The following is a 13085-nucleotide window of genomic DNA, read 5'->3' as shown; positions in this document are numbered from 1 at the left end:
GTACGAGACGGACCGGTACCGGTCCGTCTCGTACAGGCCCGTCTCCGCGATCGAGCGCAGCGGGGACTGCCACCCGCCCAGCGGACGGCCTGCCGTATCAGGTCCTGGGCTGCGTCCCGTCTGCGCTGGGGGAGGAGCCATGAGCCGGGCACGGCGGCCCGCCTCGTGCCGGTTGCGGCGCAGCTCCGGCGCCAGCGCCCGGCGCAGCCGCTCGAGCCCCTCCGCCGTGTTGCGTCGGCGGAGGATCTCGTACGCGGCCGACAGGGGAGTGACCAGTTCCTGGCGGCCGCCGCGCTTGTGCAGAGTGCCGGGCACGCGGATGCACCCGGTGGAGGGATTCCGGTGCGGGCTGGCATCCAGGCTCCGGGCCACCCGCGCCAGGGCCTCGACCAGCTCGCGGGCCTGCGCCCCGTCCATCCGCTCGGCCAGCGGCACGTACAGGTGCCGGCCACCGGACGGGGAGACATCCTCCACCCAGCGCAGCCCGCACGAGGCAAGCAGCGCACCCAGCCGTTCGGCGTCCCCGTCCACAACATGCTGTGCCGCACTGGAGGTGTCCAGGTCCAGGCACAGCGTCGCCACCGACCCGTCCGCACCATGCACAAGCACCGCCGCCGGCGACTTCGGCAGCGCGGAAGAGATCCCCACTGGGGAGCCGGGGTACCCGAACTTCCCACGCACCCATTGGCCGGAACGGTAGGAGGGCTGCCCGGCGATCAACGGCGCGAGCGCCCAAACGTCCCTCGGGGACGGCACGCCTGTGACACGCCGAGCGGGCACTTGCTCAGCGGTTGCAGGTGACAGGACGGCAGCTTCAGCTACCATAAGAGGGCAGACTCCTTCCCAGGAGGTATGCGAAAGGGACCCACCCGCAAGGGAGGGTTTCGGATCCATCACCGATCCGCCAGCCAAGCAAAGCGGTGATGGGAGACTTATACGAGGGCCCGCCGGGAGGCGGGCCCTCAGTCGTTAAGACGCTTTTTGAATGAGCGCCTCCTGTCCGTACTGGGCACGCAAGTCGTCGAGGTTGATCGAACGAATGAAGTCGATGAAGTGATCAGAGGCGAAACGGCCCGGCTTGACGCCAAGGACGGCCGCGATCTCCCGAAGCTTCTTCATCTCGGCATCGGGGAGTTTCGTGGCCACGGTGTTTTCACGCCCAAGCGGTGGGCGCCCCATGCGTGTCGTGGTGTCCTCCATGCATCCATCCTTGCGGGCGACTTTACTTAAAGCGCACATATAGGCTTATCGGCGTGTCGCAAACACTAGCGGCCGTCGAGGTAGGCAAGGAGCCTCTCAGCCTCGCGATCGCGCGCCTCCTGATTGAGCCGGTACACGACCCGCTGCCCCTGGCGGTCGTCCTCTGCATCCGAGTCGACCAAGCCGAGCTCTTCGAGCTCGCGGAGGTGGCGGAAGACGGTGTGGTAGGTGGCTTCCAGGTCGCGGGCGATCTGTCCTGATGGGTTACCAGGTTCTGACGGGTGTAACGGTGGGCCGGGGCGGGGGGGTAGTCCCTGTTCGTGTAGCGGCCCTGGAGGGCGATCCGCACCGGGCCTGCGGTAGGGGTCAGCAGGGGCGGCGGGGGCGCGGCGGGCAGGGCCGCGCCGCTGAGCAGTGCTGCGGTCCCGGCGGCGGCGGCCGCTGGGCCCTCTTCCCCGTTGCCGTCGGCGTAGGGGTGGGGGGTGCCGGTGCGGGCGGCGTCGGCGGCCTCGATCCCGATGGCCCGGGCTGCGAAGGCCCGGTCCAGTTCGTCCTCGTCCGGGGCGGTGTCGGGGCTGGTGTGGGCGGTGCTGTTGACCATGCTCTCGACCAGGTCTGCCACCAGGGCCGGGTCGCCGGTTTCGGCGGCGAGGACGAAGGCGTGCTGGTAGGCCTGGGCCGCCTTCTCCGCCCAGGCGATGCGTTCGGATGCGGTGCGGAACTGGAACCGGACCGCGTCCAGGTGCAGGACCGCGGGCAGCGCAGCCTCCAAAGCCTCCGCTGGAGTGTGGAGGCCGTGCCGGTGCGCGGTGCCGGCATAGCTGAGGTCGGCCCAGGCCGCGTCCTGGGTCAGGCCCTGGGCGGCGTACAGGGCCAGGGCCTGCCTGTGGTGCGCGGCGGCTTCCTCGGCCCGGCCCTGTGCCAGCATCAGGATCGCAAGCAACGCGTGGATGCCCCCGATGCCCTCGCGCAGGCCCAGCTGGGTGTACAGGTCCAGGGCGGCCTCGTACTCGGCCCCGGCCTCGCCCCACCGCCCCGCCTCCCCGTGCAGGTTCCCGAGGTTGCCATAAACCATGGCCTGGCGTTCGGCCAGGCCCAGCTGCGTGTACAGGTCAAGGGCGGCCTCGAACTCGGCCCGGGCCTCGCCCCACCGCCCCGCCTCCCGGTGCAGAGTCCCGAGGCTGTGGCGGACCATGGCCTGGCGTTCGGGCAGGCCCAGCTGGGTGTACAGGGCCAGGGCGGCCTCGTACTCGGCCCCGGCCTCCTCCCACCGCCCCGCCTCCTGGTGCAGAGTCCCGAGGTTGCCGCGGACCCTGGCCTGGCCCGCGGGCAGGCCCAGCTGAGTGCAGAGGGCCAGAGCTGCTTCGTACTCGGCCCCGGCCTCCTCCCACCGCCCCGCCTCCTGGTGCAGGCCCCCGAGGTTGCCGCGGACCGTGGCCTGGCGCTCGGGCAGGCCCAGCCGCGTGCAGAGGTCCAGGGCGGCCTCGAACTCGGCCCGGGCCTCGCCCCACCGCCCCGCCTCCCGGTGCAGAGTCCCGAGGCTGTGGCGGACCATGGCCTGGCGTTCGGGCAGGCCCAGCCGCGTGTACAGGGCCAGGGCGGCCTCGAACTCGGCCCCGGCCTCCTCCCACCGCCCCGCCTCCTGATGCAGGTTCCCGAGGTTGTTGCGGACCGTGGCCTGGCGTTCGGGCAGGCCCAGCTGTGTGTAGAGGTCCAGGGCGGCCTCGTACTCTGCCAGGGCCTCCATCCATCGCCCCGCCTCCCGGTGCAGGCCTCCGAGGTTGGTGCGGACGCTGGCCTGGTCGGCGGTCAGACCCAGCTGCGTGTACAGGGCCAGGGCGGCCTCGAACTCGGCCCGGGCCTCCTCACGGTGTCCCACCTTCCAGTGCAGGGCCCCGAGGTTGGTGCGGGCCCTGGCCTGGATCATGGTGCGGATTTGGCCCCTGATCTGCTGTGGGCCAATGTTTGGGTCCCGGAGGCTGCCGTCGAGGAGACGCTGCAGGCGGCCGGTCGGGTCCGGATGCTCTTCCACGGACAGGCCTCCTTCCCTCCACTCTCTTCTGGACGGTACCCACTGTCAGCGCTCTTGAAGAACTGAACACTTTCGCTCTTGCAGATCTGGACCCTGGGGCAGGGCTGAGAGCGTCACCGATCCGGAGCATCGGCGCACCGCTGCCCGGCTGCGCGCCGCCTTCCAGCAGCCGCGCACCAGGACCATCGAGGACGCCGGGATCGTCCGGGACCTGGCCGAGTACGACGCCTTCTTCGGCGTCGCCATCGCCGAGGATCCCGTCGAGGCGAAGGAGCACACGGCATGAGCGCAGAGGCCCTCAAGCGCATCGACCACCTCTCCCGGGCATTGAAGGCACCCCGGATCCAGGAGGCCGCGGGCCGGCTCGCCGAGCAGGCCCGCGACGCCGGCTGGACACACGAGGAATACCTCGCCGCGGTCCTGGACCGGGAAGTCGCCGCCCGCGACGCCTCCGGCTCCGAGATGCGCATCCGCGCCGCAGGGGTTCCCGGCCCGCAAAACCATCGAGGACTACGTCTTCGACCACCAGCCCGCGCTCCGACGGGACACGATCCTGCACCTTGCCGGAGGGACGTTCCTGGCCAACGCCGAGAACGTGGTGCTCCTCGGCCCGCCCGGGACCGGGAAGACGCACCTCGCGATCGCCCTCGGGATCCGTGCCGCCTACCTCGGCCACCGGGTCCTGTTCGCCACCGCGGCCGAGTGGGTCACCCGGCTGCAGGGCGCCCACGGTGCCGGCAGGCTCAACGCCGAACTGGCCAAGCTGCGCCGCTACGGGCTGATCGTGGTGGACGAGGTCGGCTACATCCCCTTCGAGCAGGACGCGGCGAACCTGTTCTTCCAGCTCGTCTCCTCCCGCTACGAGCACGCGTCGCTGATCCTGACCTCGAACCTCTCCTTCGCCCGATGGGGTGACGTGTTCAGCGACCAGGTCGTCGCAGCCGCCATGATCGACCGGATCGTCCACCACGCCGAGGTCGTCACCCTCAAGGGCTCCTCATACCGGCTCAGGAACACAGGGATCGAAACCCTGCCCTCCGTGCGAGCCGAAAACGCGGCAGACTATAACCACTCGAACTGACCAGATCTCGAAGAGCACAAACGATCAGTTCCTCAAGAGCGTCAGCAACCCTGGCGCCGTTTGTCGTCGAAGTGCCCAGCGGTCTTCCCGCTGGTGGCTCAGGCCGTCTCCCAACAACAGTCTTGGTCAGGCTTTCTGTCAAGCCCCGCTGGGCTCGACCCTGTTCCTTGCCCGGAGGGCAGCAGGTCCGCGGGCCGGCTGCGATCGATGGTTTCGCCTGCGGCGGCCTCTCCGCTGCCTCGGACACAGCCTTTCGTTTCGGCTATGCCAACCCAAAATGCTTCTCGCGCTGGGTGGGTCGGTCGGAGGCTGCGGCTTTGGAGACGAAGTGGGTGGCGGGTGCTCGATGACCTGTCCCTCGTGGCCTTGGAGTAGCGACGGTGGCCTGGACGGGGCGGGCTGGCCGGGGTGCCGACGACGGAGTGAAACTGACCCTGTAGCCCCGTCGTTAAGGGGTCCATTCCAATCCGTCGTTGACACGGGGACGGGGGTCCCCCGTCAGTGGATGGCAGGGGTGTCAAGCCCCGGGGTTTGACGGTGTGTTCGAGGACGGTGAGGGGGTCGTTCCGGTCGCCGTGGGCTTTCCTTCTCAGTGGGGGTTGGTTGTGTGGTGGTTGAGGTATTGGTAGGGGCCGTGGGCGATCTCGTCGAGGATCTGGGCGGTGGCCTCTTCGGTGGCCTCTTCGGTGGTGGGGCTGGCGGGGTAGGTGTGGTGGGCGAGGTCGTGGCCGGCGGTGTGGATGAGGTCGGTGACGGCGTGGGGGGGCAGGTGGGAGGTTGCGGGGTGGCCGAGGATGGCGCGTGCGAGGGCGGGTGTGTGGTGCGGGGTCCAGTTCCAGGCCGGTGGGGGTGCTGGTGCGGTGGGGGTCATTTTCGTTCTCGTGTCTCTTGAGCCTGCGCGCCGACTGTGCGGGGGTGCCGGAGGCCCCGTGTGGGGGCCTCCGGGTCGGGGTCAGGGGTTGAGGGTGATGCGCACGGTGCGGTTCGTGGCGGCCTTGGCCGGGTCGAGGGTGCCGTCGGGGTTGTGGTCGGGGGTGTATCCGGGGAAGTCGTGGCCTGCCCCGGTGGCGGTGATGCGTGCGGGGTCGATGCCGTGGCCGGCGATGAGGGCGGCGATGGCCTGGGCGCGTTGCTGGGCGAGGTCGTGCTGGTACTGGGTGCTTCCGTCGTCGGCGGTGGTCCCGGTGATCTGGAGGGTGCGGTGGGGGTCGGCGGCGAGCCAGGCGGCCAGGGCCGCGGCTGTGCTCTGGGCGCCGGCGGGGTCGCGGAGGTCGGTGGTGCCGGGCTGGAAGCCCAGGGGGGAGGTGTCGGGGTAGACGGCGGTGCCGCCGTCGGCGGGGAAGTCGATGTGGGTCTGGATCGGTGGGACGGGGTGGACGGTGTGCCCGTCGGCGTTGGGGGCGGTGGTGCCGGAGGCGGATCCTGGGACGATCTGCGCGGTGGCTCCGGCCTTGGCGAGGATGGATTCCCAGATGGCCCTGTAGTTCGCGGCCTGGGGTGCGGGAAGGGGGGCCTGCTTCCCTGCTGCGGCGCCCAGTCCTGCCCAGAGGATGCGGGTGCCGGTCATTGCGGGGATGTAGTGGTGGGCTGCCAGGGTTGCGGTGACGTCGGCGGGGGCGGCGGCGGCCAGGGCCGGGTCGGTGAGGTCCAGGGGGGTGGTGTCGGGCAGGCCGGGGGAGTCCACGATGATGGCTGGGTTCTTGGCGCCGGCGGTGAGCTGGGCGGCGAGGTTCAGGGCGGCGAGGGTGTCGTCGCCGTCGGTGCGGGCCGCGGCGGTGGAGACGGCCTTGATCAGGGCCGCGCGGGCGTTGTCCATGTCCAGGTCGTAGGTGTCGCTTCCGGGGGTGATGCCGTAGGTGCGCCGGGTCTGGACCGAGTACGGGGCGCCGTCTTCGGCGACGATGCTGATCGGGGCGTTGTGTTCGAGGGCGGCCTCGATCAGGCAGCCGGCTTCGGCGGGGATTCCGGGGGCGGCGTCGGCGTGCACGGCCACGACGATGGCCAGGCTGTCCGGGGCCGGGGTGCAGTCCTGGGCCTGGCCGGCGGGCGCGGGGGCGGGTGCGGAGCATCCGGTGAGCACGGCGCCCGCAAGGGCGATGGCGAGGGCCGCGGCGGCGCGGAGGCGCCGGGGCCGTCCGGGGAGGGGGGTCATGGCAATGGGTTCCTTCCTGACTGTGGTTTGCAGGGCCGGGTTCGGGGTGCCTGCGCCCTCCACAGGTGTTTCCGCCGCCGCCCCAAGGGGACGGTGATGCGCTAGGAGTCCGAGCACGCTCAGGCCCGAAGCGGGCGCGCAGGGCTTCGTGGGATCGGCTGGGGGCCGGGGGCGGCCGTGGAACAGGCGTAGGGCAGTGCCTCCGGGGCGGTGCCGGTCGATGCGGCCCCGCCCCGGGTTGCGCTCTCTCAGAGTCCTCTGAGTGGCTTTGGGCGGAGTGTTCTGGGGTGGTGGCGGTTTCGGGGGTGGGGGTTGGGTCAGGCGGCTCTGGTGGCCTTGTCGGTTTGGTCGGTCTTCTGGTCGGTGGTCCCGGGTTCGGCCTGTGTCGTGGTTGTGCGGGCGTCTGTGGTTTGGCTGGCGGGGGGTGTGTCTGCGGTGGGGTCGGGTGTGTGGGGGGCGGCCGGGTTCCCTGCCGCGGGGGGAGGGGTTGAGGTGTGGTGCTGCTGGGCGGTTCCCGGGGCCGGGGTGCGGCTGGTCTGGGGAAGGGGCGCGTGGTCGGTGGTCCTGGGGGCGACGGGTGTGCCGGTGAGGGCGGTGGCGGCTTCGGCGAGGCGGGCTTCGGCTTCGGCCAGGGCTGCGAGGGCTGTCTGGAGGGTGTGCCAGGTTTCGTGGTGGGTTCGCTTCTCGGCTGTCTCGGCGCGGCGGAGGAAGTCGAGCTGGGCGCGGGCGTGGCGTTCGGCGGCGGTGTCCATGGTGTGGTGGTCGGCGTCGAGGAAGTGGTCCAGGACGGTGTAGGAGCCTTCGTCGAGGGCGCCGGCGGCGTGGAGGGCGTCGATGCGCCGGGTGGTCTCGGCGAGGAGGTCCACGGTGGCGGGCACGGGTGCCAGGTGCGGGTGCGGGGAGGCGATGAAGAGGTCGGTGTCGAGGTCGCGGTTGAGCCGCCCGGCGGGGTCGAGGTCGTAGGCGGGGCGGGTCTGGATGCCTTCGGTGGCTTCGCGGTGGGTCGTCACGGCGGCGCGGCGGCGGCGTTGCCGCAGGATCTTGGCCGGGCTGGGGATGGGCATGGGCTTGTTCCTTCCGTGGGGCGGCCCGGGAGGGGCGCTGTGCGGGGCCGAGGGGTTTCCGCCCCTTTTTTGGCGGCGGGTCAGAGGGCGTGCAGGGCCGGTGACCCGGCGATGGGTCGGGGTGCGGGCTCGAGCGCGGCGGCGAGGGCGGGGATGATCGCGGCGTCGGGGTGGCGGCGGGCGATGGCGCGGGCGTAGGTGTTCAGCCGGCGGCGGGTGTGCTGGGTGTGCTCGTCGAGGCGGCGGTCCAGGGCGTTTCCTGCGCCTTCGATCTTGGTCGCGAGGTCGGCGCAGCGGGTGCGGGCGGAGTGGGCCTGCCGGCGTGCCTCGGCGGCCTGGGCGCGGTGCCGGTCGGCGCGGGCCCGGTGTCCGGCGAGCAGGGCCCGGTGGTCGCGGGCGCGGCGCCCGGCGCGGACCTCTTCGGAGTCGTAGGCCTCGGCGGCGCTGACGGGCTCGGAGCTCGTTGGCCCTGCCGCGTGGGCGGCGGCGTGGTCGGCCTCGGCCTCGGCGGCGGAGGCCTCGGCCTCGGCGGCTGCGGTGTCGGCGGCTGCGGCGGCGTGGGCCAGGCGGGTCTGCTCGCGGCGTGCGGGGTCGATGACGGCCTCGAGGACGTTCTCCTCCTTGGCCCTGACCTGGGCGGAGCGGGCGATCAGCGCCCGCGCCCAGGGGGTCAGGTCGGGGAGGGGGTCTCCGGGGGAGCGCTCGGCGAGCTGGCCGGTGGAGAGGTGCCGGGCGTCGCGGCGTCCGGCCAGGGTGTCCGAGATCCGGTCGCAGAGGGTGTAGGGGGTCGGGTTCTCGGGGGTGCGGAGGTAGAAGTCGATGCCTTCGATCGGGTCGCGGCCGTTGCGGGGCTCGGCCGGCTTGGCGGTGTCCATCGTGGGTTTCCTTTCCTGGTGCTGGCACGGGTGCGCCTGCGGAGGGTGTGAGGGGTTTCCGCCCGGTGGGCGGGGTCAGTGGGTCCCGGCCCAGCGGGGGCCGTGGACTGGGCAGCTGCGGCCTTCGTGGCATCGGGTGCAGGGCCTGGGGGTGCCGGTGGTGCGGGTGCCCGGGCAGGCATCCTGGAGCGGGCAGGGCAGGGTGGGCGCCCCGCAGTGCAGGCACCCGGGCCCTTCTCCGGGGCCGGGGGCCGGGCGGGGGGCCGGGATGTGGGGTCGTGGCACGGTGGGGGTTTCCTTCCCTGGTGGGGGTCCCGGCCCCGGCGGCAGGGCCAGGGCCGGGACGTGCTCAGGCCCCGGCACCCCGGTCCGGGGCGCCGCCGCTGCCGGGGTGCCCCGGGCTGGTGCCGTGGGTGGGGGTGGCAGGGGTGTGGACGCCGCCGGTGAGGTGGGGGCCGGCGAGGAGCTCGGCGATGCGGGCCCGGGCGTGGTGCTTGGCCAGGGCGATGCCGTGGGCGATGGCGAGCTTCTGGGTGGCCAGGTCGGTGGGGACGTCGTCGATCTCGGCCAGGCGTTTGGCGTGCTGGGAGGCGGCCTGGGTGTAGTCCGAGAGCGCCGCGGCCCTGGCGGCCCGGGCCAGGGCCGCGTCCTCCTTGGCGCTGATGTGGGCCAGGAGCGCGGGGTTTGAGACGGTGGAGGCCTTCACTGCGGCCAGGGCCCCGCCCAGGACGAAGAGGGCGGCCATGACCCAGGCCTGGATCTGGTCGCTGGCGCTGGCCGTGGCGGTGTTGGCGGCCAGCTGGTCTGCGCTGGCCCCGAAGCTGACCGGAGGGGTGTCGAGCATGGAGTGGCTGATGCGCAGGTAGAACAGGGTCGCGCCCACCCCCGCCCAGGCGGCTGCGAGGCCCAGAGCGGCGGGGCGGCTGCTGTGCCAGAGGGACCCCGCGGTCCAGGAGGCCAGGTTCGCGGCGATGACGGCGGCGACGGCGAGCAGCCAGGCCAGCGCGGCGGTGCGGGTGAAGGCCAGCAGGGCGCTCTGGGCGGTGATGGCCTCCCCGAGCGCGCAGACGGCGATCCCGGCCAGGATCGTGGCCCTGGCCCGGGCCAGGTCGGCCCGGTCCCAGGAGAGCAGCTGGAGGGCCTTGCCTGTGGGCCGGCCCCGGGTTTCCGGGGCCGGGGGCGCGGCGCCCCGGTCGGCGGTGACGGTCATGATGATGTTCCTTCCTTTCCTTGGCTGGCCCGGGGCCCGGGGCCGTTCGACGGGCTCAGGCGTTTCCGCCCCGGCCCCCGGGCCCGGGGGAGGGGTGCGTCCGGATGGACTGGGCGGCGTCCATGACGGCCTGGCGGATCAGCCGGGCGGCGGTCGCCGCGGCGTCCGGGGGCAGGTTGGCCCCGATCCAGGCCCTGGTGTGGTCGCCGGTGCCGGGGTGGACGTCCTGGTAGTGGGCGGCCGCGGCGTACTCCGCGAGCTGCGCCGCGTCCATCGACCCGGCCAGCGCCCCGGCCAGGTCGGTGGCGAGCCGCCGCCAGATGCGCCGGTGGAGGGCGGCGAACTCCTCCGGCGCCAGGGCTCCGGCTTCCGGGTCCGCGGCCAGGGCCGCGGCCAGGCCCAGCGGGTCCGACGGGCGCGGGAGCGCTGCGGCCATCAGCTCCCGCCTCCCGGGACGCCCGCGGGTGCGGAGGGGGCCGTTGCAGGTCGGGGCACGGTAGGTGTCGGGCTGCCCGTGGCGCTGGTGCCAGCCGGGGCTGTGGCAGCATCGTGGCCGAGCCACCCGGCCGCGGCGCCGGCGGCCAGGGACCCGGCCACGGCCAGGGCAACCGCGGCGGAGCGCGCCCGGCGCGGGCGGGCCCTGTAGCCCGGGGTGCTGTAGGAGAGGTCAGAGGACATCGGGGAGTCCTTCCATCGATCGGGATGGGGATGGGATGGGCAGGGGATGGAGTGCAGGTCCCCCGTGAGTGGTGCGGGCCCGCCCCGGGTGCCCGGGGCGGGCCCGCAGGGACGCTACTTCCAGTGGCGCCCGTGCTCGGGGCAGACCTGTCCCGTGCTTCCGCAGTTCGAGCAGGTCAGTGCGCCCAGCGCGTTGGAGAGGTTCTTCCCCCCGTCGCAGCTGCTGCACGCGGTGGTGTTCCGGTTGCACTTCTTGCACTTGGCCATGGCTTCCCTCCTTCCCGGCAAGGTCGTTCCGGCTTTCTTCACAGGTACTGCGGCATGCCCTGCCGGATGCAGGGTGTGTTCGGGAGGGCACAGGCGTTTCCGCCGGGCCGCCAAGGACCAAGCACGGGCCGCCCCGCACCCCCCACAGGCGTTTCCGCCCCGGCCCCCAACACCCACCAGAGACAGCGGGAGATCCCCGGCGAGCAGACCTTCCTGCTGCTGCGTCCGGATGTGAAAAAACCGAATCGAGAAGTGGTTCGAGAGGCCCGGATTGGCGGAATCACGAGCCGGCGCGTGCCCGTTGACCGGTTCTTCCGTAGCTGGTCCTAAACGAGAAGACGCGAGCGCCGAGTGGCGGTGCCCTCTCGGCAATTGCCTTCTGGGACGTGATCCTTGTGCGATGCTCCTACCGGGAAGGATGATCGGGATCTGGCGGCCATCGGCTTTGGTCGTACCAGGGCATCAACGAGCAGGGGGGCGCAGTGACTGAACCGATGGAAATGGACCCGGAAGACGCGGCCATAATCTCGCTGTGCGACCTCCTGCAAGCAGCCACCCTCGGCCGGGCGGACTCGGCCATGACACTGGCGAGGCTTGACGAGATAGAAGAAAGCGCCGCGGCAGGCGGCACAGGCCAGGTCTCACGTCTGCTGTGCGGCTTCATTCGGATGCGCTGCTCGGAAGAGGCTGGCCTCGAGGCCACGACCGGACTAGGTGCTGCTTCTTCACCGGAGACAGCCTCAGCGCCCGCTTGGGCACGCCTCACGGAAGCTGCGGTGGCCCCCGATATGCCCACGTCCTTGACGGCCCAGTCCCGAATGCTCTCGGAGGTCTCGGACACCCTCCTCTCCTCCGGGCACCTGATCCCGGCCCTTCACGCCCGCTCGTCGGCGGCAGCCCTCCTGGAGTCGATCGGGGATGTCGCGGGCTCCGCGGCCGTGCACAGCCGGCTCGGCGAGACCCTGATGGCAGCCGGAGCCGTGGGGCCGGCACAGAAGGAATTCGCCCGCGCCGTCATGTCCTTCGCGGGCACCAAGATTTCGGCCCAGGCGGACTTCCTAGTCCGGAATCTCCTGAACTGGGGGCGGTGCCTGAGCATCCAGGGCGAACATGAGCACGCCGAGCCGGAGTACCGGGGGGCGCTCCTGATGATGTCGAACATGGGCGTCCTGAACAGCGAAGCAGCCGAGGCACACCTCCTGCTTGCGGATTCCCTCCGGCAGCAGGGCAAGACGGAAGAGGCAGTGCCGGAGTACAAGGCTGCCCTCGGGCTCTTCAGCCAGTACCCGCCGAGATCCCGGGGCCAGCAAGTCGCAGGGCTGCTGGGCTTGAGCGAATGCCACGCGGCTACCGACCACATCGCACAGTCGATCATGCGCATGACAGAGGCCCTTGCGCTCATCGGCTCCGAGGAGACTGCCATGCTCGCCAGCGTCAACTTGCGGCTCGGCCTCGCCCACTCGAAGAGCGGCTCCACCGAGCAGGCGCTCGGTCATTTCCTGACGGCCGGAGGCCAGTATGCAGATATAGGAGACGCCCAAGCGGCCGCGGCCGCCTGGCGTCAGTCCTCAGTCGCGTTCAGGAGGCTGGACCGGATCCCTGAAGCCCGGGACGCAAACCTCATCGCCTGGCAGCTCTTGGCGGAAAGCGGCCCAAACGGGAACCCGGGCCTGCTGATGGAGGTGGCCCTTGCAGCCAGCCGGTCGCTGATCGAGGCGGACCGGGAGACCCAAGCCGAAGCGCCGGCGCGGGCAGCCATCCAGGCGGCCCAGACGGCTGGGGCGGCAGTGGGGGAGGCCGATGCGTACATCAGCCTCGGCCAGGCGCTCCAGGCCCAGAACCGCCACCCTGAGGCCATCGGCTGCTACAAGAGGGCCTTGGAGCTCGGCCCTTCGGTACGCCTGATCGAGGTCGCAGGCACGTCCTTCTTGAAGCTCGGGAGGCTCGCGGAGGCCGGGCGGGCCTTCGCCCAGGGCGCCCAACATGCGGAAGACAACGGGGACCAGGACGGCGCGGGCGGAATGCATTTCCGAGCCGGCCTCGCGCTGCGCTTCACAGACCAGCAGGAGTCGGAACGCCATCTTCGTGCAGCAGCTGAATCAGCCGCTGCCCTCGGCAACGACAACCGTGCTGGCCTTGCGCTTACCTCCCTCGCCGAAACCCTGAAACAGCTCAACCGGAACGTCGAGGCCGAGGACGCATACCGTCAGGCCCACTCCGCCTGGGAGCGCCTGGGCGATGCTCCCAAAGCCCTGATGAACCTCAGCAAGGCCGGTGACGCGGTCCGTTTCCAGGGCCGGCACGGGGACGCTGTCGCGGTCTACGAGGAGGTCCTCGGCCGGGGGGCCGAGGCCGAATGGGGAACGGTCGCCGACGCCCGGTTCGGCATGGGGGTCAGCCTGTACCATCTCGGGCGGTACGAGGAGGCCGAGGCATCGTTCCGCTTGGCCCTGGCCCAGTACACCGGGCACGAGAGCCAGGCAAACGCGGCTGTCGCCTTGGAGTGGATCGCCGACACCTTCCAGG

At 71.7% G+C, this 13085-nt stretch carries 11 protein-coding genes and 2 pseudogenes; 2 read left to right on the top strand and 11 right to left on the bottom strand.

Translation table 11 applies throughout. The features are described from left to right. The 3 genes and pseudogenes from LK10_RS22100 to LK10_RS22920 all read right to left on the bottom strand — a co-directional run. A pseudogene (locus tag LK10_RS22100) lies at nucleotides 1-825 on the bottom strand (hypothetical protein); the annotation flags it as partial. Nucleotides 826-969: 144 nt separating this feature from the next. Beyond that, on the bottom strand, nucleotides 970-1200 hold the full coding sequence (locus LK10_RS20570; RefSeq protein WP_043128221.1) for a hypothetical protein: 231 nt from the start codon (nucleotides 1198-1200) through the stop codon (nucleotides 970-972). A gap of 22 nt (nucleotides 1201-1222) precedes the next feature. Next, entirely contained in the window at nucleotides 1223-3232 is a 2010-nt protein-coding gene (locus tag LK10_RS22920) for a tetratricopeptide repeat protein (protein ID WP_043128219.1), read from the bottom strand. Between the two features lie 282 nt (nucleotides 3233-3514). Between LK10_RS22920 and istB the strand changes: the two are divergent. Beyond that, a pseudogene (istB, locus tag LK10_RS20560) lies at nucleotides 3515-4313 on the top strand (IS21-like element helper ATPase IstB). Nucleotides 4314-4902: 589 nt separating this feature from the next. Here the strand turns inward: istB and LK10_RS20555 are convergent. The 8 genes from LK10_RS20555 to LK10_RS22090 form a co-directional block, all read right to left on the bottom strand. Then, the gene (locus LK10_RS20555) at nucleotides 4903-5184 is read right to left on the bottom strand and encodes a hypothetical protein (protein WP_043128216.1); all 282 of its coding nucleotides are present in this window, start codon (nucleotides 5182-5184) and stop codon (nucleotides 4903-4905) included. An 81-nt stretch (nucleotides 5185-5265) separates the two neighbouring features. Continuing rightward, nucleotides 5266-6465 (bottom strand): OmpA family protein, encoded by a 1200-nt coding sequence (locus LK10_RS22915; RefSeq protein ID WP_052207646.1) that lies wholly within the window; start codon nucleotides 6463-6465, stop codon nucleotides 5266-5268. 317 nt (nucleotides 6466-6782) lie between these two features. Then, nucleotides 6783-7529, bottom strand: coding sequence for a hypothetical protein (locus LK10_RS20545; protein WP_043128215.1), 747 nt, complete (start codon nucleotides 7527-7529; stop codon nucleotides 6783-6785). 80 nt (nucleotides 7530-7609) lie between these two features. Continuing rightward, nucleotides 7610-8404, bottom strand: coding sequence for a hypothetical protein (locus LK10_RS20540; RefSeq protein WP_043128213.1), 795 nt, complete (start codon nucleotides 8402-8404; stop codon nucleotides 7610-7612). Between the two features lie 349 nt (nucleotides 8405-8753). Further along, on the bottom strand, nucleotides 8754-9614 hold the full coding sequence (locus LK10_RS20535; protein ID WP_043128210.1) for a hypothetical protein: 861 nt from the start codon (nucleotides 9612-9614) through the stop codon (nucleotides 8754-8756). 55 nt (nucleotides 9615-9669) lie between these two features. Further along, a complete protein-coding gene (locus tag LK10_RS20530) occupies nucleotides 9670-10050 on the bottom strand; it encodes a hypothetical protein (protein ID WP_043128208.1) in 381 nt (126 codons plus the stop codon). Next, nucleotides 10050-10292, bottom strand: coding sequence for a hypothetical protein (locus LK10_RS22095; RefSeq protein WP_156144290.1), 243 nt, complete (start codon nucleotides 10290-10292; stop codon nucleotides 10050-10052). The genes LK10_RS20530 and LK10_RS22095 overlap by 1 nt, the downstream gene beginning before the upstream one ends. Before the next feature lie 114 nt (nucleotides 10293-10406). Continuing rightward, entirely contained in the window at nucleotides 10407-10559 is a 153-nt protein-coding gene (locus tag LK10_RS22090; RefSeq protein WP_156144289.1) for a hypothetical protein, read from the bottom strand. A gap of 482 nt (nucleotides 10560-11041) precedes the next feature. On the opposite strand from LK10_RS22090, the gene LK10_RS20525 reads away from it, so the two are divergent. Beyond that, nucleotides 11042-13085: tetratricopeptide repeat protein (locus LK10_RS20525; RefSeq protein ID WP_043128206.1), on the top strand; the 2044-nt coding region annotated here is incomplete at its 3' end.

Source organism: Sinomonas humi, from assembly GCF_000802235.1.
Taxonomy (GTDB): Bacteria; Actinomycetota; Actinomycetes; order Actinomycetales; family Micrococcaceae; genus Sinomonas; species Sinomonas humi.
The sequence above is the reverse complement of the archived record's forward strand: the minus strand, read 5'-3'. Positions and strand labels throughout refer to the sequence as shown.